Genomic DNA, 17738 nt, shown 5'->3' with positions numbered 1-17738 from the left:
GTAGCGGGAGCGATGGCAGACAGCTACCGCGGGGTGTTCGGCGCGATCCCCTACGCGATCCGTCACACCGAGTCGTGGACCATGCGCGTGTACGGGGTCGTCGGCGCGCTCACGGCCGGGCTGATCGCGACCGTCGTCACCCTCGCGCTCGTCGTCTGGATGGCGGAGACGGCCGACGTGCAGGGCGGGACCTTCCTGTTCTCGCGGTCGCTGTACGTGATCGCCGGGTTCGCCGCGGTCGCGCCGCTGCTCGCCCCGCTCCTGTTCGTCGCGCGGCGCCACCGCCGTAGCGACCCCGTGCGACCGGGGTACGACCGGAAGCTGGCGTACGGCGGCTTCCTCTTTCTCCTGTCGCTGTACGTCGGGATGGTGATCTCCGCGCCGGCGGAGCTCCGAGAGCCGACCGAGTCCGTGGTCGTCAGCGCCCTCTACGCGCTCCCGCGGCCGGCCGGCGTCGTTCCCCCGATCGCCGCCGCGCTCGTCGTGTTCGCGGTTCACTACCGACTCCGCGGGGCCGGGGACGCGGCCGACGAGACGGCGTCCGACGGGGAGTCAGCGGGCGGGACCGCGAGCCACGCGGACGAGCCCCCGGTCGACGACGACTGACGCGGCTCGAAACCCGGAAAAGGGTCGGCCACCTATCACGTGGTAATGACCGACGAGCCGGAGCGCACCGACGCAGCGGAATCGAAGGGCGCCGACGGGAACGCGGACGCCGACGGAAAAGAGAGCACGTTCCTCGTCACGCACGTCGAGAGCGACTCGGCAGTGTTGAAAGACGTCCACGACGGACAGGTCCACACGCTGAGCTCGAACCCCGGGCTCGACGTCGACGACGCGATCGAGGCGACCGTCGCGCCCGACCCGCCGATGGAGGTCACGTACCGCGTGATCGAGGTGGCGGAGCGTCGGCGCCTCTCGATCGAGGAGAGCGAGGAGCCCCCGACCGTCCACGAGCGCGAGCTCGCGACGGAGACGCAGACCGGCGAACTCGCGCGCGAGCCGCGTGCGGGCGAGGGGGAGGTCCACGTGCTGACACCGCCCGAAGGAGACACCGAGAACGCGGTCGACGACGTGATCGAGGACCGCGAGGCGACGCTCTCGCGGGCCGCCCGACTTGGGGTGAACCGCGTCGAGGTCCGCTCCGAGCCGGGGGTCGTCAGCGTCCGGTACATGCCCTGACTCAGTCGGGGTTGGCGCCCGACGGACCGGCCGCGCTCTGGACCCGCCAGCCGCCGTCGACGTCGCCGACGCGCGTCTCGTAGCCGACGGCCGTGTCGCCGGTCACGACCGCGGCGTCGACGGTGTCGCGGTCGGCGCCGACGGCCTCGATCCGCTCCACGCGGAACGGCACGTCGAGGCTGTCCCCGCAGCAGCCGACATCGACGAACTCCTCGCGGACGTCGCCGACCGCGACTCGGTCCAGCACCCGAGCGAAGTACCCCCGGTAGCGGTCCGCCTCGACTTGGTCGCGTCCCCAGCCGCTGAGCCCTTCCGGATACGAGAGCACGACGCGATCGGCCTCGGGCAGTTCCATGCGTACTGCTACCACGCCGGTCGGGTTGTTCGTTTCGGTGACCCGCGCCGATCTGACCGGAGCGCAACCGAGTGAGAAGGCTTATTCGCGCCCGCGCAGGAACCGCTATTTATGGTAGCGATCGACGTACCGGAGGTCAACTACACCGAGTACTCGAACCGGCAGCTCGTGGCGATCCCGCTCGCGGTCCTCGTTCTCGCGCTCGCGATCATTCTGGGTTGGTATCTCGTCACGGGAGCGCCGGCGAACCTCGGACTGGCGTTTACCGGCGGCGTCGAGCTCCGGATCGCCGACGACGGTGGTACCGTCGAGGAACGCATCGAAACCGAGTTCGACAGACAGCCCGACTCGATCCGGTCGATCCCCGCGGACGACGTGTTCGTCGTCACCTTCCGCGCGGCCGACGAGGACCCCGAGGGACTGGCCGACGAGCTCGCGCAACAGGCCGACGACGCGGGGTTCACCACGACGGCGATCGACCAGGTGTCCCCGAGCTTCGCCAGCGATACGGCACAGACCGCGATCTTCGGGGTCGCGCTGGCGTTCCTCGGAATGAGCGTGCTCGTGTTCGCGCTGTTCCGGACGTTCATTCCGTCGCTCGCGGTGGTCGCCTCGGCGTTCTCTGACCTGGTCATCCCGATCGCCGTGATGAACCTCCTCGGGATCCAGATGACGCTGGGGACCATCGCGGCGCTCTTGATGATCATCGGGTACAGCGTCGACTCCGACATCCTGTTGAACAACTCCGTGCTGCGCCGGACCGGTGACTTCTACGAGTCGGTGAGTCGGGCGATGCGGACCGGGGTCACGATGACGCTCACGTCGATGGCCGCGATGATCGTGATGGCGGTCGTCGCCTCGCTTTTCGGCGTCGACCTCCTCCGGAACATCGGGATCATCCTGACGGTCGGTCTCTGTGCCGACCTCATGAACACGTACCTGCTGAACGTCTCGCTGCTCCGCTGGTACAAGTTCGAGGGGGTGAAACGCTAATGCTCGAACCGATCAAGAACAACTGGCGGATCCTGCTGCTCGTCGTCGTCGTGGCCGGCGCGTCGGTCGCGCTGTTCGCCCCGCAGTTCGCGCCAGAGACCGCGCCGGGCGAGAACCAGAGCGACGTGAGCCAAGGGATCACGAATCTCCAGTACGGACTGGACTTGGAGGGCGGCACCCGCGTCCGGGCCCCGCTGAAGGGGTACACCGCCACCGGCGTCGACTTCGCGGGCGACGACCCAGCGACGGTCGAACGGGCCGTCGCCGACGAGCTCGACGGGGTGCAGCTCCGCGACGTCGGGTCGAGCCTCGGTGAGGACGAGCAGGCCGTCGAGGTCACCGACCCGTCCGTGAGCGAGGACGAGTTCCGGGCGGCGATGGACGCCTCCGGATACTCCTACGAGAGCGTTCGCCCCGGCGTGACCGGGGAGACCCGCGACCTCACGCAGAGCATCATCGAGGGCAAGATCAACGAGGCGGGGCTCTCCGGCGGGAGCGTCCAACAGGTCCAGTCGCTCACCGGCGAGTACTTCATGCTCGTCGAGGTGCCCGGCGAGGGTCGGAGCGACGTGGTCTCGCTGCTCCAAGAGCGCGGAACGGTCCAGATCGACATCGCGTACCCGACCGGCAACGGCACCGCCGTCGAGGCGGGCGTGCTCACTCAAGACGACTTCGAGAACATCGGGACGGCCTCCCAGCGGGAGACCAGTACCATCTCGTACGTCCCGGTGACGGTCAGGAACACCGCCTCCGACGGCCAGCAGTCGCCCGCGGACGGGTTCCAACAGGCCGTCGTCGACTACGGCTTCCCCTCGGCGTATCAGAGCCAGCAGGACCGCTGCGGGTACGACCCCGAGACGGGCGAAATCGAGAACTCGAACCCCTGCCTCCTGCTCACCGTCGACGGCGAAGTCGTCAACTCCTTCGGGATGGATCCGGGGCTCGCCGACAGCATGGCAAGCGGCTCGTGGGCCCAGCAGGGGAACTTCCAGCTGACCACGCCCGAGTTCTCGACGGCCCAGGAGATCTCGGTCAACCTGCGCGCCGGCGCGCTGCCGGCGGAGCTCGACATCAGCGGCGAGGGGACCTCCAGTACCATCTCGGCCACCCAGGGGGAGAACTACAAGAACTACTCGCTAGTGACGGGGATCCTCGCGGTGTTCGCGGTCGCGGGTATGGTGTTCTTACGCTACCGCGAGCCCGCGGTGGCGCTGCCGATGATCGTCACGGCGCTCGCGGAGGTGTACGCCCTGCTCGGCTTCGCCGCCTTGGTGAGCTACCCGATCGAGCTGGCGGTCATCGCCGGCTTCATCGCGGTCGTCGGGACCGGGGTCGACGACCTGGTGATCATCGCCGACGAGGTGATGAGCGAGGGCGAGGTGAACTCCCGGAAGGTGTTCAACTCACGGTTCCGCCGGGCCTTCTGGGTCATCGGCGCCGCCGCCGCGACGACAATCGTCGCGATGTCGCCGCTGATGGTGCTCTCGCTCGGGGACCTCTCCGGGTTCGCGATCTTCACTATCCTCGGCGTCCTGATCGGCGTCCTGATCACTCGCCCGGCTTACGGCGACATCCTGCGCCGCCTGCTCACGATCCGGTGAGGGGATCCGAGAGCGGCGCCCCGTCCCCTCGCCGCGTCGTTCGGCGCATCGAGACGGACGCGACCCCGACAAACTATTAGTTTAGACGTACCTAATTCAACCACGATGACCGACGGCTGCCACGAGGCGTCCGGCTCGATCGACCCGCGGATCAGGGGACCGGTCGCCGTGCGGGCGGCGCCGTCACGGCGCTCGGCCTCGACCGTCGAACGACGGGGAGACGGGACCGCATGACCTACCTGGAGATACTGATCGTCGCGTTCGTGGCTCAGCTGGCCGTGCTCCCGGGCGAGAAAGTGCAGTTCATGATCGCCGCGCTGTCGACGCGGTACGACCCGAAGGTGGTCGTCGCGGCCGCCGGCTCCGCGTTCGCGGGCTGGACCGCGGTCGAGATCGCCTTCGGGCAGGCGCTGCAGTCGGCGCTACCGGAGGTCGTGCTCGACGCCGTGACCGCGGCGCTGTTCTTCGCGTTCGCGTACCTACTGTACCGGTCGATGCCGGAGCACGACGCCGGACCGGTCGCGTCCAGCAACGGCGGCACGGATCCGACGCCCGCCGGGACCGAGACGCCGGACCCCTCGGCGGTCGACACCGACTACGCCGACCTCGACTCGGTCTCGCTCCCCGGTCCGCTCGACCGGTACGAGGGATCGTTCGGCGGCTTCCTCCCGATATTCGTACTCATGGCCACCGGCGAGTTCGGCGACAAGACGCAGCTGGTCACGATCGGGCTGGCGGTGCAGTACGGGGTGACCTCCGCCATCTGGGTCGGCGAGATGCTCGCGATTATCCCGATCAGCCTCGCGAACGCCTACTTTTTCCACACGTTCGCACACCGATTCGACATGCGGCGCGCGCACATCGCGTCCGCGGCGCTGTTCGCCTTCTTCGGTGCCGACACCGTCCTCTCGATCGTCGCCGGCTTCTCCGTCTGGGAGACGTTCATCGGCGTCGTGAGCGGGGCGGTCTCGACGCTCGTCTAGAAGTCGTCGAGCCCCGACTGCTCGGCGGCCGCCAGCACGTCGTCACAGGTCGACCACGACCGGCGCGCGCAGTCCGGGACATCGCCGTTGTAGGCGACGTACGCCCGCAGGAACGACCGCGTCGTCGGGTCGCTCGGGTAGCCGCTCCCGACGGCCTCGTATCCCGGATACCGGTCGTCGATCGCAGCCATCCGGGCGTCGCGGGCCACCTTGGCGACCACGCTCGCCGCACCGACGACCGGGTCGTCCTCGTCGGCGCCGTGGAAGGCTTCGACGTCGACCACGGGGAGGTCGGCGCTCTCGTCGCCGTCCGCCCCGACGAACTCACCGAGCCGACGCGCGAACCGCGCCTCGCTGGTGTCGCCCGCATCGGCGACGACGCGGACCGGCCCCGCGGGGCGTTTCTCGCTCGTCGCCGGCCCGTCGGTCTCGGCGAGCGCGGCCCGCACCGCCCGCGCCTGCCCGCGGACCGTGAGCGTGTTCATATCGGTGTCGGGGCGGTCGATCTCCGCTGGCTCGACGAGCGCGACGCCGACGGCGACGCGGTCGCTCCCGCGGATCGCCGCGTCTAACGCCTCGCGTCGTTCCGGGGTGAGTCGCTTCGAGTCGTCGATGTCGGCCGGGAGGTTCGACGGCGCCGCCAGCACGGCCGCGGCGACCATCGGTCCGAGCACGGGCCCCTTCCCGGCCTCGTCGACGCCGAGGTACACGCGTCGGTGGTCGTCGGCGAACGGTAAATACGTTCAGAAAGCGGTCGGCCGTCGGTCAGTTCAGTCGATGAGGACCGCGTTGACCTGCCCGGACTGGCCGGGACGCGAGGTGACGCGGGCGCGACCGGCGGACGTGTCGATGATAGCGCCCTTGGTGACGATGTTCCGGCGGGCGTAGTTGACGTTGGAGGGGTTGTCGACGACGTTCTCGATATCGGCCTCGCTGACCTCGCCGTCGTCGGCGACTTGTGCGACGTTCGTCGCGAGCGCGCGGACCTTCCGCTCGCTGCCGCGGGAGTCGATGTACTGGACTCGCGTCTCGCCGACGGTGGTCTCGGCGGGCTCGCGACCGAGCTGGTGGCGCTTCTTCTTCGAGGCGGGCTTGAGTCGGCCGCCCGTCCGCTTGCGCGTGGAGCGTCCCTGGTCTTTCATACAGGTACGAACAGCCAGCGAATACTTGAAGCGTTCGACTCGTCTCGGCAGCGAGGCGGCGCCTGACAGGTCCGAGGGTCCGTCGCCGGTTCTCGACGGCTCACGCGAACTGGCGCTCGAACGAACGGATCCCCTCGTCGGTGCCGACGACGACGAGCTCGTCGTTCGCGCCGATCCGCGTGCCGGGCCCGATCTCCGTCACGGTCTCGTCGTCGCGCTCGATCGCGATGACGGTGCAGCCGGTCTTCTGCCGGACGTTCGCCCGTCCGATCGTCCGCCCCGCAAGCCGCGGTACGCGCCTCCTGACGACCTCGATCTGCTGGTTGAGCGAGAGCACGTCGCGGTCCTCGATGACGGTCGAGGCTGACATCCGCCCGGTGACGGTCGCGAGCGAGAGGACGTAGTCGGCGCCCGCGCGGTGCATCTTCCTGACGCTCGCGGTCTCCTCGACCCGGGCGAGCACCTGCGCGTTCGGCGCGAGGTCGCGGACCACGAGCGCCGTGAACTCAGTCGTCGTGTCGTCGGGCAGCGCGAGCACGACCGTCTGCGCCGACTCGACGCCGGCGGCGCGCAGCGTCTCCGGCTCGGTCGCGTCGCCGACCACGTCGACGCCCTCCGCTTCCTCCCGGTCGACGACCGTGACGGGCAGGTCGGCGTCCGTGACCGTTTCGTCGACGCTCCGGCCCACCTGGCCGTATCCGATGACGACCGTCTCGCCGGCGCCGAACCGCCGCGTGGCGGAGTTCGTCAGATCGACGAGCCGCTCCAGCTGGTCCGACCGCCCGGAGACGAGCAGGACCGTTCCGGCCGACAGCGTCGCGTCCGGCGGAGGCGCCGCGTCGAACTCGCCGTCGACCCACGCGCCGATCACGTTGACGCCGGCGCGTTCACGGATCCCGCTGTCGGCCAGCGTCGATCCCGCGAGGGGGCTCCCGTGCGGGACCGACACCTCCGCCAGCCGCAGGGAGTCGCCGATTTCGACCGCCTCGCCGAGATCGGTCTGGAGCGCGGTCGTCACCTTCGCGGCGAGGCTCTCGCCGAGCAGCGACCGCGGCGAGAGCACCTCGTCCGCGCCGGCGAGCCGGTGGTACCGCTCGCGATCCGGGTCCTCGACGACGCTGACGACGCGCACGTCCGGCGACAGCTCCTTCGCAGCGAGCACGATGCTCGCGTCCACTTGGTCGGAGACGTCCGTCACCAGCGCCCGCGCGTCGGCGAGATTCGCGGCCGCCAGCCCGTCGGTCGACTCCGGGTCCGCGCGGACCACGGTTCGGCCCGTCTCGTGGAGCCGCAGCGCCCGGTCGTCGTCCGGTTCGACGACCGCGTAGGGGATCTCGTGGGAGTCGAACTCCTCGATGAGCGCCGCGGACCGCGAGGTGTTCGAACAGACCACGACGTGGCCGGACAGCTCCTCGTCGAGCGACGTGGGGGCGCTCGTCGAGAAGGCCTCCTCTAAGAGCGGCGTGACGACGACCGGGAGCGCCCCGATCAACAGCACCATGCCCACGAGGTCCATCACGACGATGAACGCGTTCAGCTGCTGGCTCTCCCAGGGCGCGTCCCCGCCGAACCCGGTCGTCGTGAACATTTCGACCGAGAACCGAAGCGCCTCGATCATCGTGCGGGGGTCGCCCTCGTACACCCGCATTCCGTAGCGGTAGACGATCGCGGTGAAGATCAGCACGAAGAGGACGAAGCCGAAGTATCCGCCGACGCGACGCTTCCACGAGTCCATCGGATCGCCGTACATCGTCCATCCACAAAAACGGGGCACGTCCGGCGGCGCCACAGGCGGGGTGCGGTCGCGCGCCCGGCCGAGACGAAGTTCGATGGTTTAACTCACCGTGAGATCTAACGGGGGGACATGGTGCGGGACCAGTCGCGCGAGGAGGATCTGCCGTCGGTTGACGACGTGCTCGACGCGCTGGCCGACGACGCCGCGCGCCGGATCGTGACGGCGCTCACCGAGCCGAAGACGGCGAGCGACCTCTCCGAGGAGTGCGACATCCCCCTGTCGACGACGTACCGGAAACTGGAGAAGCTCACTGACGCCTCCCTGCTCCGGGAGTCGACGGACATCCGCCGCGACGGACAGCACACGACGCGCTACTCCGTCTCGTTCGACGCCGTGACGGTCTCGATCGACGACGCGGACGACGAGGCGGACGGTCCCCGCGATCTCACCGTCGAGTTCTCCCGCTCGGAGCCCACGCGGGACGAGCGGCTGGCCGACCTGTGGTCGGAACTGCGAGAGGAAACATGACAATGTACATCGACCTCGCCATCATCGTGGCAAAGACCGCCATCCTCGTGCTCGGTGGCAGTATCACCTACTACGCGCTCCGCGCGTACGGCAGGACGGGCGACCCCTCGCTGCGCGCCCTTGGAATCGGCTTCGGAACCGTGACCGTCGGCGCGCTGATCGGCGGCGTCTCCCACCAGGTCATCGGCGCCGATCTGGCGGTGGGGATCGCGATCAACAGCCTGCTGACCGCGGTCGGCTTCGGCGTCATCGTCTACTCGCTGTACGTGGAGTGACCGCGCTCGGCTCTCTCTACTCCCGCCGGACCCGGCGACGGGTCCGCCGATTGTCGATGTCCGACGACTGTCGATGTCCGACGACTGTCGATGTCCGACGACTGTCGACATCCGACGAACCCCGTCTTCGGTAGCCTTTTGCGGCGCTCCGCCCTCGATTCGCGTAATGAGCGACGCACGCGAGGAGCTCTCTCGCCGGATCGCCGGCGAGATAACGCTCAGCGACGACCCCGGGGCGACGCTCCGGAAGTGGCGGACCGACTTCGACGTCTCCCAGACCGAGCTCGCCGACCAGCTCGACGTCTCCTCGTCGGTGATCTCCGACTACGAGAGCGGGCGCCGCGAGAGCCCGGGAATCGGCGTCGTGCGCCGGATCGTCGACGGGCTCTTGGACATCGACGAGCGGCGCGGCGGCGGTCGCCTCCGCCAGTACGCCCGCGTGCTCTCGGCGGGGTTCGAGAGCGACATCGTCCACGACCTCCGCGAGTACTCGACCGCGGTGCCGGTCGAGGAGTTTTACGGGGCGATGGACGCGACGGAGGTCGTCCGCGGCGACCAAGACCACGTCAACGGTCACACCGTGATCAACTCCATCGAGGCGATCACGCGACTCTCCAGCGAGGAGTTCTACCGCCTGTACGGGCAGTCGACGAACCGCGCGCTCGTGTTCACGGGGGTGACCCGCGGCGAGTCGCCGCTGGTCGCGCTCCGGGTCGTGAGTCCGACGCCGAACGCGGTCGTCCTCCACGGGATCGAGCCGGAGGACCTCTGGGGGCACGCCGCCGACCTCGCCCGCGTCGACCGCTTCTCGCTGGCGACGTCGACGCGCGACCTCGACGACTGTCTCGCCGACCTGCAGTCGCTGTGACCGCCTCGACCTGACCGCCGCCGCTGCCGGCTCACCACACCACTCGAACCGCGGCCCTGAAACCGCCGGCGCCCCTCCGACCTAGTATGACCGACGAGTACGTCGAGCGGCTCCGAGCCAACCGCCGCGAGAAGGACGACTTCTTCGCCGACCACCCGCAGTCGCCGATCCCGCCCGAGCACCGCGACGGGTTCGACGGGCTCGACTACTTCCCGCCAGACCCCGACTACCGCGTCGAGGCGACCGTGACGGTCCACGACGACCCCGAACCGGTCGAGATGGAGACGACCGCGAGCAATCCGGTCCGGTACCTCCGGGTCGTCACCTTCGCCGTCGAGGTCGGCGGCGAGGAGCACGCGCTCGCCGGCTACCGACAGGAGGGCGACGAGGGCGAGATATTCGTCCCCTTCCGCGACAAGACGACCGGCCAGCAGACGTACTATCAGGGCCGATACATGGAGCTGGAGCCGGAGGGAGAACTCTCCGACGGCGACGCCGTCACCCTCGATTTCAACCTCGCGTACAACCCCTTCTGCGCGTACAGTGAGACGTTCGCCTGTCCGCTCCCGCCCGAGGAGAACTGGCTGGAGATCGTCGTCCCGGCCGGCGAGCGGGCACCCGACATCGAGTAGTCGGCTCCGCGTCGCCGCCTTCCGCGGCTCTCCTCCTCTCCCTCCGCGCTCACTCCCCGCGATCCCGGATGATCATAACCTTCACGCGGTTGACGGCGTCGAAGTCGCGGAGCTGGTAGCTCAGGTCGCGGACGCGCGCCGCGTCGCCGCGGCAGAACAGCGATTCGAGACACCACTCGCCTTGGTGGGTGTGGCTGGTGTTGAGTATCACGTCCTGATACGCGTGCTGGACGCCGTGGAGCTCCCGGATCACGTCGTGGTGGCGGTAGTCGAAGCCGACGAGCGCGATCACCTCGCCGGTCATCGACTCGAGACGCGCGTGTGACTCGACGTACTCCCGCATCGCCTCCCGGACCGCCCGCGACCGGTTATCGATCCCCTCCTCCCGCCAGACGCGGTCGAACGCGTCGCGGAGGTCCGTCGGCACGTTGACGCTCGTTCGCATGGCTCCGGGTTCGCCGCGCCCCCACAAGAGTCCGGGTATTACGATCCCCCGATCCGGTAGTAACAACCGCTATCGGCGGCTCCATCCGAGTCGACGGTAATGCTCCACGGCGAGGCGACCGGACTGCACCTCGGGGCGGTCGCGCTCGGCGCCGTCCACGGCGGCGAACCCGGACACGGCCGGCCGGTCGCCACCCCTGCCGCTCTCGACCGGACGCACGCCCGAACGTACGGGCTCGCCGCGGACACGATCGGTCGCGCCGCAGTTACGATCGAACTCGCCGAGCGCACGGCGTCTCCGACGGAGCCGTGTGAGAGGCCGACAGCGGGCACTGGACCGCTCTGTTATCTTTCGCGGGAAACGTGTTATCTTTCGCGTGGAAAAAGAAGAGCGCCGCGCTCAGTCGCCGTACACGTCTGCGGCCCGCTCGGCCAGCGCCGACGGGTCCGTTCGGCCGGTGATCACGTCCACGGCTTCTCCGTCCTCGAACAGCACGAAGGCGGGGGCCGCGTTGACGCCGACCGACCGGCAGAAGTCCGGCGAGCGTTCGCCGGCGACGCCGCCGACCGCTGCGTCGTCCGGGAACGCCGCCAGAACCTCGTCTAACTCCGCTTTCATCGCTTCGCAGGGGTCACAGAACAGCTTCCAGACGGTGACGACACACCGCTCGTGGCCGTCGATGAAGGCCTCGTAGCTCTCGTCGTCGAGGTGTTCGACCGCGTCGGGTACCGGCGTCTCCGGGCCCAATTCGGTCGCCATCTGTGCCATCGCGGTCAGTTCGAGGGTCGTGTACGAGCCGTCGACGTTCGACCGGAGCGTCAGGAACGTGGCGAACTCCTCGCGAGAGATGTCGAGTTCCGCGACCCGGTCGGCGGCCTCGGCCGCCGAGTCGAGGCCGAACACGTCGGCGACGGACTCGTGGAACTCGTCGTCGGGCATCGGGACGTACGTGTCGTAGTACACCTCCCGATCGGCCTCGAACTCCTCGATCGTGTTGACCGTGTCCGTCTCCGCGTCGATGCGAACGACGCCCTCGTCGCGTAGCGCGTCAAGCAGCGTCTCGGGGGACAGCGTGTCCGCCATCTCAGACACCGAGGTACTTTTCGCGCGTCTCTTGGTCCGCTTGGAGCTCCTCGGCGGGCCCCTCGAAGACGACGCGGCCACGGTCCAGCACGTAACACCGGTCGGCGATCTTCATCGCGGCCAGCGCGTTCTGTTCGACCAACAGTATCGTGGTGCCGTCCTCGCTGATGCGTCGAATCGCGTTCTCGACGGCCTCGATGATCTGCGGAGCCAGCCCCTCGTACGGTTCGTCGAGCATCAACAGGTCGGTGCTCTGGTGGAGCGCCCGGGCGATCGCCAGCATCTGTTGCTCGCCGCCCGATAGCGTCCCGGCCTTCTGTGAGCGCCGCTCGTTAAGCCGGGGGAAGTACTCGTAGATGTCCGACGTGGACATGCCCTCGTCGCGGAAGTTGAGGTCTCGCCACAGCGTGTTCGCTTTGTTGCGGACGGTGTCCGCGAGGTGGAGGTTCTCGGCGACGGTGAGATCGGAGAACACGCGTCGCTCCTCCGGGACCAGCGAGATGCCCCTGACGGCGATGTCCTCGGGCGGCTCGTCGGTGATGTCGGTCCCGTCGAACTGGATGCGACCGCTTCGGACGTCCGGCGGTGTCGCCCCCGCGATACACCGCAACGTCGACGTCTTCCCTGCACCGTTGCGGCCCAAGAGGGCCGTTATCTCGCCGTCGTCGACGCTCAGCGACAGGTCCTGGATGATGTGGCTCTCGCCGTAGTAGCCGTCGATCGCCTCGACGTCGAGCAGCGTCACTCCTCGACACCCCCCAAGTACGCTTCCTGGACGGCCGGGTCGTTCTGCACTTCCTCCGGCGTCCCCGCAGCGATGACCGATCCGCGGTTGAGGACGACGATACGGTCGGAGATGTCGAAGACGATCTCCATGTCGTGCTCGACGAGGAGGAACGTCAGGTCCAGTTCCTCTTTCACCCGTTTGATGAGGTCGACGGTCGATTGCGTCTCGTCGGGTGACATCCCGGCAGTCGGTTCGTCCATCAGCAGCATGTCCGGTTCGGCGGCTAACGCGATACCGAGTTCGAGGCGTCGCTTGTTGCCGTAGTCCAGACTGTCCGCCTGTGCCTCTCGCTCACCGTACAGACCGACCGATCTGAGGACGTCGTCCGCGAGCTCGTCGACCGCCGGGTAGCTGTTCCGGTGTCGGAAGAAGTTGAACCGGAACGAGCCGTGTTCGGCCGCTAACGCGGCGATAGTCGCGTTCTCCTTGACGCTCAGCTCCGGGAAGATCGAGGCCGTCTGGAACGACTTGCTCATGCCCTCTTGAACGACTTGGTGGGGGTCCATGCCGACGATGGACTCTCCCTTGAACGAGATATCGCCGTGACTCGGTTCCAGCCGTCTGGTGACGAGGTTGATGAACGTCGATTTCCCCGCTCCGTTGGGGCCGATGAGGCTTACGCCCTCGCCCTGTTCGACTTCCATATTCACCTCGTCGACTGCCGTGAGACCGCCGAACTGCTTCGTGAGTTGTTCAGTTTGTAGAAGCGTCATGACTCGTCACCTCCGGTGACCTTGTCACGCAGATACTCGACACCGCCCCAGATGCCGTCGGGGAAGACAACGACGGCGACGACGAACACGATCCCGAGGATGAGATGCCAGAACGGGCCGAGCGTTTCGAACCCGCTGACGATGTTCTCGATGTACAGGTACAGGCCGGCGCCGAACAACGGCCCGAACAGCGACCCGACACCGCCAAGCACGGTCATAATGACGATCGCCCCGGATTCGGTCCAGTACAGCGATTCCAGCGGCACGTAGTTCCCCTCGATGGCGAACAGGCTCCCGGCGATACCGGCGAAGGCTGCCGAGATGACGAACGCCATCAGTTTGTATCGCCAGACGTGTAGGCCGACGAACTCGGCCCGCCGCTCGTTCTCTCGGATCGCGCGGAACACGGTCCCGTACGGCGAATGCAGGATGCGATTCGCCATCGCGACCGACAGCACGGTGACGGCGGCCACGAACACGTACAGCATGTTGTCGACCGCTATCGACAGCGGAAACGGCACTCCGCCGTGGAGGTCGATGACGCCCAGTAGCGGGCCAATGGTGACCGAGGTGAACCCGTTTTCACCGTTCGTGAGGAACGCGAGCGGCGACGCCGCGAGGTAGAACGCCATCTGGCCGAACGTCAGCGTGAGGATGGCGAAGTAGATCCCGCCGCGGCGCAGCGACAGGAAGCCGACGACCCACGCCAGCAACACCGCGAACGCCGTGCCGGCAAGCAACACCAGCAACGGTTGGCTGCTGACGCTCGCGCTGAAGATACCGGCCGCATAGGCCGCACCGCCCCAGAAGACGGCGTGACCGAACGACAGCAGTCCGGTGTACCCCAGCAGGATGTCGAACCCGATGGCGAAGATCCCCCAGATGAGCATCAGCGTCGCTAGTTGCGTGTAGCCATCGAGGAAGTTGTTGAAGATGAACGGGAAGACGAGCACACCGACGACCGTTATCAGGACCGTCGAGATCTCCCGTTCGCGGAACCGCGACAGTCTGTCGCCGAGTTCGTCACTGACGTCCGGGTCCGCCTCAGCCGCTGCCGTCGGAGTCGCGTCACGTGGTTCGTCGCTCATGCGACGTCCACCTCCGAACCGAGGAGCCCCTGCGGACGCACCAACAGGACGACTGCCGCGAGGGCGTATATGCCGACTTGGCTCCACGCGGCGTAGCCGGTTTGGATGAGCGCCACCTGCAGCGTGCCGAGCATCAGTCCGGCCACCACGGCCCCCTCAATCTTCCCGACACCGCCGATGACGACGGTCAGGAAGGCCGGCACCAACTGCTCGGTGCCGATGTTGGGGTTGACGTTCGCGAGCGGCCCGCCGACGACGCCGGCCACCCCGGCGAGCGCGGCACCGATCCCGAAGACGACGAGGTAGGGCCGGCTGAGCCGAATGCCCAGTAGCCGAACCATTTCCCCGTCGAGCGTCCCCGCCTGGACGATGAGTCCGAAGTCGGTGTACTCGACCAACGCGTAGACGCCCATCACGAGCACCGCGGTGATCGCGATGACGCCGAGGCGCCATCGCGGGAAGTTCCCGATGATCGGCAGCGCGATCGGTCCGGACGCCCACCCCGGCTGTGGGAACGGTTGGCTGTTCCCGCCGAGCAGCGCTCGGAGCAGCTCCTGAACGATGACCGCGAGCCCGAACGTGACGAGAATCTGGTCGGTGTCGGGCCGGTCGTAGAACGACTGAGCGACGAACCGTTCCATCAGGATGCCGATGATGAACACGATGATCGGTACCAAGATGAGCGCGGCAGTGAACCCGAGGCCGATACCGTACGTTTCGATCCCCCAGTCCGCGAACTGTCCGTTCGACAGCGGCACCTGTCCGGTGATGAACAGCCCGAGGTACGCGCCGATGAGGTATAACGCCCCGTGCGCGAAGTTAACGAACTTTAGCGTCCCGAGGATGATCGACAGTCCGACTGCCAGCAGGACGTATATCGCCCCCTGCTGCAGCCCGTTCAACAGTATGGTTAGTATGTCTGCAAGCACCGTCACGTGTGAGATTCCTCATCGAACGTCGCTCTCGAAAGGGTTTCGGTCCTGACCGCGGGATCTCCAGTACCGGGCAGCGCGACTCCCTGCAGCGTGCCTCCCGAGGCGGTCCCGTGCTGTTCAGCCGGCTCGCTGCGCATCACTCGTCACCGTAGTCTCCAAGTTCACACTCGGCGGCCGGACCGGAGTCACAGCCGTACCCGACGTCGTCTCGGGACGTGATCTGCACGAGGTCGATGAAGTTCCCGCCGGACTGCTCGCTCTCCGGGAGCCCCTGTGCGACCGGAATCGCTCGCTGGGCTTGGTGGTCGCACGCGCGCATTTTCTCCTCGCCGATACCGACGTTGTCGTACTCGTAGTCCTCGAGCTCGCGGATGACCTCGGGCGGATAGAACGTGCCTGCCCGCTCGGCGGCAGCCGCGTACTGCAGCGTCTGGGCGTAGGCGAGTTGGGCCGGCCCGGACGGCACGCGGTCGTACTCCTCTTGGAACGTTTCGGTGAAGCTGTTCGAGGCGTCGTTGTCGATCTGCGAGTCCCACGCGATCGTCCCGAACACGCCTTCGATGGAGCCGCCGGCCGCCTGCGCCATCGGCCGGTTGTACAGCGGAACGACGATCTCCATATCCTCGTCGAGGCCGGCGTCGACGGCTTGGGAAACGGAGTTCGCGCCGTCGAGACCGTAGTGGTTGAGCACTAACACGTCCGCGCCGCTGTTCGCGGCCTCCGAGAGGTACGAGGAGAAGTCGCTGGTCCCCAGCGGAGTCGGCACGCTGTCGAGTGCCTCCCACCCGATCTCCGAGAGGAACTGGTCCATCGACTCCTGTTGGGTCTGACCCCAGGAGTAGTCCGCGTACAACTGGTAGAAGCTATTGTCGGACCCGTACTCGCCTTCGAGTACCGGCGCGAGCGCCTGTCCCGTCATGTACGCGTTGAACATCTCACGGAACCCGTACCGGACGCAGTCCTTCCCCGTGGTGTCGTTCGAGTGGGTCAGACAGGCCATGAACATGACCTTCTCCTGCTGACAGAGGCCCTGCACGGCGATGGCCACCGCGCTTGAAGAGCCGCCAGAGACCATCACGGCGTCGTCTCGATTTATCATCCGCTGTGCGGACTGTCGAGCGGTGTCGGCGTCGGTCGCCGTGTCGCCGTTCACCGATTCGACCGTGTAGCCGAGGACGCCGTCGCCGCTGAGGTCCTCGAAGTCCTCTATCCAGCCGCCTCCGTTGTTGAGGTGCTTCTTCGCCAACTGATAGGCTCGGAGTTCGTCCTGTCCCTCGGACGAATACGGGCCCGACTGAGGGACGTTGAATCCGAACGTAACGGCATCACCCTCGACCGGGAAGTTCCCGAGCGCCGGATAGCTGTCGCCGCCACCACCACCGCCGTCACCGCCATCGCCGTCACCACCGCCGCCGTCACCACCGCCGCCGTCACCACCGTCGCCCGTACAACCGGCTAAACCGGAGAGGCCCACCGCGCCTGCGATACCCGTAGTTTGCAACAACTGTCGTCGACTCACCGAGTTGCCATTGGTTGGCATGATTCACACGGTGGGCCCATTTGTCATAATAGTTTGGGATAATGAATCAGAAATTCCATTTGTGTGACAGGGAAATTAATACACATTGTTGGACCATGTATGTGATAAAATGACACAATTAGACTACTTTTGAGGTCACTTACCGATCCTCTCGTCCAAAAACGCCTTGGAGCGGGTCAGGAGGTCACGTTCGCAGACGGCCAGACCACGTTCATTGCGGAGACCCCGCGACGGTTCGTGGACGAGAGCGATACCTTCAACATTCCCGGGGTCGTCTGCATTTACACCCCCGGTGCGGTCGCGATGGAAGCGATTTCGATACGGTTCACCCGAGACACGGTGAGACGCGCGGGGTTCACGCGGCCCGCCTCCGCGGGCGTCGTACTCGCGCGACGCATCGGAGCCAGTCGGAAACGTCGCGGTGGGATGGCAGAGTGGCCCATTGCGCCGGTCTTGAAAACCGGTAGCCTCACGGCTTCCTGGGTTCGAATCCCAGTCCCACCGTCAGCGCGCGGCGCACCCGCGCACCGTTCAATGTTGTCGAAACCGTTCGTAGTTACGTTCGTGACGCCCGGAGCCGTTGCGGCGATCATCGCAGTCACGACCGATCCGGCCTGAACCGCGAGCCTATCGCTCTCGATCCGGGTCGTCCGATAACACTCATGTCAGGTGACGTGTGGTATCATGTGCCGCATTATCTTTAACAGGTTTCCGGTACATGTTGTTCACAGGTGATACAACGATGAGCTACGAACTCGATCCGTTACCGTACGATTACGACGCGCTGGAACCGCACATCTCCGAGCAGGTGCTCGAATGGCATCACGACACCCACCACCAGGGGTACGTGAAC

21 protein-coding genes, 1 tRNA gene and 1 pseudogene are annotated in these 17738 nt (G+C 67.0%); 12 read left to right on the top strand and 11 right to left on the bottom strand.

The window, feature by feature from the left end:
- Window positions 1–12 precede the first annotated feature (12 nt).
- Window positions 13–606: a hypothetical protein gene (locus tag OQF71_RS03385; protein WP_280585803.1), complete on the top strand. Its 594-nt coding sequence runs from the start codon at window positions 13–15 to the stop codon at window positions 604–606.
- A gap of 45 nt (window positions 607–651) precedes the next feature.
- Window positions 652–1182, top strand: coding sequence for a DUF5812 family protein (locus OQF71_RS03380; RefSeq protein ID WP_280585801.1), 531 nt, complete (start codon window positions 652–654; stop codon window positions 1180–1182).
- 1 nt (window position 1183) lies between these two features.
- On the opposite strand, the gene OQF71_RS03375 is transcribed toward OQF71_RS03380, so the two are convergent.
- Window positions 1184–1537, bottom strand: coding sequence for a hypothetical protein (locus OQF71_RS03375; protein WP_280585800.1), 354 nt, complete (start codon window positions 1535–1537; stop codon window positions 1184–1186).
- A 111-nt stretch (window positions 1538–1648) separates the two neighbouring features.
- Here OQF71_RS03375 and secF point away from each other — a divergent pair, with 111 nt between their 5' ends.
- The 4 genes from secF to OQF71_RS03355 all read left to right on the top strand — a co-directional run bounded on the left by secF (window position 1649) and on the right by OQF71_RS03355 (window position 5114).
- On the top strand, window positions 1649–2530 hold the full coding sequence (gene secF / locus OQF71_RS03370; protein WP_280585799.1) for a protein translocase subunit SecF: 882 nt from the start codon (window positions 1649–1651) through the stop codon (window positions 2528–2530).
- Window positions 2530–4131: a preprotein translocase subunit SecD gene (locus OQF71_RS03365; protein WP_280585798.1), complete on the top strand. Its 1602-nt coding sequence runs from the start codon at window positions 2530–2532 to the stop codon at window positions 4129–4131. The genes secF and OQF71_RS03365 overlap by 1 nt, the downstream gene beginning before the upstream one ends.
- Before the next feature lie 105 nt (window positions 4132–4236).
- A complete protein-coding gene (locus tag OQF71_RS03360) occupies window positions 4237–4365 on the top strand; it encodes a hypothetical protein (protein WP_280585797.1) in 129 nt (42 codons plus the stop codon).
- Complete coding sequence (locus OQF71_RS03355; RefSeq protein ID WP_280585796.1) at window positions 4362–5114, top strand: TMEM165/GDT1 family protein; 753 nt, start codon at window positions 4362–4364, stop codon at window positions 5112–5114. The genes OQF71_RS03360 and OQF71_RS03355 overlap by 4 nt, the downstream gene beginning before the upstream one ends.
- Here OQF71_RS03355 and rnhB read toward each other — a convergent pair.
- The 3 genes from rnhB to OQF71_RS03340 form a co-directional block, all read right to left on the bottom strand.
- Complete coding sequence (gene rnhB / locus OQF71_RS03350) at window positions 5111–5824, bottom strand: ribonuclease HII (RefSeq protein ID WP_280585795.1); 714 nt, start codon at window positions 5822–5824, stop codon at window positions 5111–5113. The genes OQF71_RS03355 and rnhB overlap by 4 nt on opposite strands.
- Window positions 5825–5884: 60 nt before the next feature.
- Window positions 5885–6256: a 30S ribosomal protein S8e gene (locus OQF71_RS03345; protein ID WP_280585794.1), complete on the bottom strand. Its 372-nt coding sequence runs from the start codon at window positions 6254–6256 to the stop codon at window positions 5885–5887.
- Between the two features lie 100 nt (window positions 6257–6356).
- A complete protein-coding gene (locus OQF71_RS03340; RefSeq protein ID WP_280585793.1) occupies window positions 6357–7991 on the bottom strand; it encodes an NAD-binding protein in 1635 nt (544 codons plus the stop codon).
- 129 nt (window positions 7992–8120) lie between these two features.
- On the opposite strand from OQF71_RS03340, the gene OQF71_RS03335 reads away from it, so the two are divergent.
- The 4 genes from OQF71_RS03335 to OQF71_RS03320 all read left to right on the top strand — a co-directional run bounded on the left by OQF71_RS03335 (window position 8121) and on the right by OQF71_RS03320 (window position 10294).
- Window positions 8121–8519, top strand: coding sequence for a helix-turn-helix domain-containing protein (locus OQF71_RS03335; protein ID WP_280585792.1), 399 nt, complete (start codon window positions 8121–8123; stop codon window positions 8517–8519).
- Window positions 8516–8794 carry a hypothetical protein gene (locus OQF71_RS03330; RefSeq protein ID WP_280585791.1) on the top strand — a complete coding sequence of 93 codons (279 nt, stop codon included), beginning with the start codon at window positions 8516–8518 and terminating at the stop codon, window positions 8792–8794. The genes OQF71_RS03335 and OQF71_RS03330 overlap by 4 nt, the downstream gene beginning before the upstream one ends.
- Before the next feature lie 166 nt (window positions 8795–8960).
- Window positions 8961–9662, top strand: a complete 702-nt coding sequence (locus OQF71_RS03325; protein WP_280585790.1) for a helix-turn-helix domain-containing protein — start codon at window positions 8961–8963, stop codon at window positions 9660–9662.
- Between the two features lie 86 nt (window positions 9663–9748).
- Window positions 9749–10294 (top strand): DUF1684 domain-containing protein, encoded by a 546-nt coding sequence (locus OQF71_RS03320; protein WP_280585789.1) that lies wholly within the window; start codon window positions 9749–9751, stop codon window positions 10292–10294.
- A gap of 49 nt (window positions 10295–10343) precedes the next feature.
- Here OQF71_RS03320 and OQF71_RS03315 read toward each other — a convergent pair whose 3' ends face one another.
- From OQF71_RS03315 to OQF71_RS03285, 7 genes are all read right to left on the bottom strand, one after another.
- Window positions 10344–10739 (bottom strand): CopG family transcriptional regulator, encoded by a 396-nt coding sequence (locus OQF71_RS03315; protein ID WP_280585788.1) that lies wholly within the window; start codon window positions 10737–10739, stop codon window positions 10344–10346.
- 399 nt (window positions 10740–11138) lie between these two features.
- On the bottom strand, window positions 11139–11822 hold the full coding sequence (locus OQF71_RS03310) for a thioredoxin family protein (protein ID WP_280585787.1): 684 nt from the start codon (window positions 11820–11822) through the stop codon (window positions 11139–11141).
- 1 nt (window position 11823) lies between these two features.
- A complete protein-coding gene (locus OQF71_RS03305) occupies window positions 11824–12567 on the bottom strand; it encodes an ABC transporter ATP-binding protein (RefSeq protein WP_280585786.1) in 744 nt (247 codons plus the stop codon).
- Window positions 12564–13322 (bottom strand): ABC transporter ATP-binding protein, encoded by a 759-nt coding sequence (locus tag OQF71_RS03300; protein ID WP_280585785.1) that lies wholly within the window; start codon window positions 13320–13322, stop codon window positions 12564–12566. Before OQF71_RS03300 ends, OQF71_RS03305 begins: the two co-directional genes overlap by 4 nt.
- Complete coding sequence (locus OQF71_RS03295; protein ID WP_280585784.1) at window positions 13319–14410, bottom strand: branched-chain amino acid ABC transporter permease; 1092 nt, start codon at window positions 14408–14410, stop codon at window positions 13319–13321. Before OQF71_RS03295 ends, OQF71_RS03300 begins: the two co-directional genes overlap by 4 nt.
- Window positions 14407–15345 (bottom strand): branched-chain amino acid ABC transporter permease, encoded by a 939-nt coding sequence (locus OQF71_RS03290; RefSeq protein ID WP_280585783.1) that lies wholly within the window; start codon window positions 15343–15345, stop codon window positions 14407–14409. Before OQF71_RS03290 ends, OQF71_RS03295 begins: the two co-directional genes overlap by 4 nt.
- Window positions 15346–15481: 136 nt before the next feature.
- Window positions 15482–16885, bottom strand: a complete 1404-nt coding sequence (locus tag OQF71_RS03285) for a substrate-binding protein (RefSeq protein WP_280585782.1) — start codon at window positions 16883–16885, stop codon at window positions 15482–15484.
- A gap of 420 nt (window positions 16886–17305) precedes the next feature.
- Between OQF71_RS03285 and OQF71_RS03280 the strand changes: the two genes are divergently transcribed.
- Together OQF71_RS03280 and OQF71_RS03275 are read left to right on the top strand one after the other, a co-directional pair.
- A tRNA-Ser gene (locus OQF71_RS03280) sits at window positions 17306–17389 on the top strand.
- Window positions 17390–17627: 238 nt separating this feature from the next.
- Window positions 17628–17738, top strand: a pseudogene (locus OQF71_RS03275) (superoxide dismutase); the annotation flags it as partial.

Source organism: Halorubrum sp. Boch-26, assembly GCF_029889805.1.
Lineage (GTDB): Archaea > Halobacteriota > Halobacteria > Halobacteriales > Haloferacaceae > Halorubrum.
Note: the sequence above shows the minus strand (reverse complement) of the source record. Positions and strands in the feature narration are given on the sequence as shown.

Coding starts and splice junctions, on each gene's coding strand:
- OQF71_RS03380 (WP_280585801.1), top strand. CDS start 652: ATGACCGACGAGCCGGAGCGCACCGACGCAGCGGAATCGAAGGGCGCC.
- OQF71_RS03385 (WP_280585803.1), top strand. CDS start 13: ATGGCAGACAGCTACCGCGGGGTGTTCGGCGCGATCCCCTACGCGATC.
- OQF71_RS03340 (WP_280585793.1), bottom strand. CDS start 7,991: ATGGACTCGTGGAAGCGTCGCGTCGGCGGATACTTCGGCTTCGTCCTC.
- secF (WP_280585799.1), top strand. CDS start 1,649: ATGGTAGCGATCGACGTACCGGAGGTCAACTACACCGAGTACTCGAAC.
- OQF71_RS03315 (WP_280585788.1), bottom strand. CDS start 10,739: ATGCGAACGAGCGTCAACGTGCCGACGGACCTCCGCGACGCGTTCGAC.
- OQF71_RS03330 (WP_280585791.1), top strand. CDS start 8,516: ATGACAATGTACATCGACCTCGCCATCATCGTGGCAAAGACCGCCATC.
- OQF71_RS03320 (WP_280585789.1), top strand. CDS start 9,749: ATGACCGACGAGTACGTCGAGCGGCTCCGAGCCAACCGCCGCGAGAAG.
- OQF71_RS03285 (WP_280585782.1), bottom strand. CDS start 16,885: ATGCCAACCAATGGCAACTCGGTGAGTCGACGACAGTTGTTGCAAACT.
- OQF71_RS03325 (WP_280585790.1), top strand. CDS start 8,961: ATGAGCGACGCACGCGAGGAGCTCTCTCGCCGGATCGCCGGCGAGATA.
- OQF71_RS03375 (WP_280585800.1), bottom strand. CDS start 1,537: ATGGAACTGCCCGAGGCCGATCGCGTCGTGCTCTCGTATCCGGAAGGG.
- OQF71_RS03360 (WP_280585797.1), top strand. CDS start 4,237: ATGACCGACGGCTGCCACGAGGCGTCCGGCTCGATCGACCCGCGGATC.
- OQF71_RS03335 (WP_280585792.1), top strand. CDS start 8,121: ATGGTGCGGGACCAGTCGCGCGAGGAGGATCTGCCGTCGGTTGACGAC.
- OQF71_RS03300 (WP_280585785.1), bottom strand. CDS start 13,322: ATGACGCTTCTACAAACTGAACAACTCACGAAGCAGTTCGGCGGTCTC.
- OQF71_RS03365 (WP_280585798.1), top strand. CDS start 2,530: ATGCTCGAACCGATCAAGAACAACTGGCGGATCCTGCTGCTCGTCGTC.
- OQF71_RS03345 (WP_280585794.1), bottom strand. CDS start 6,256: ATGAAAGACCAGGGACGCTCCACGCGCAAGCGGACGGGCGGCCGACTC.
- OQF71_RS03310 (WP_280585787.1), bottom strand. CDS start 11,822: ATGGCGGACACGCTGTCCCCCGAGACGCTGCTTGACGCGCTACGCGAC.
- OQF71_RS03355 (WP_280585796.1), top strand. CDS start 4,362: ATGACCTACCTGGAGATACTGATCGTCGCGTTCGTGGCTCAGCTGGCC.
- OQF71_RS03295 (WP_280585784.1), bottom strand. CDS start 14,410: ATGAGCGACGAACCACGTGACGCGACTCCGACGGCAGCGGCTGAGGCG.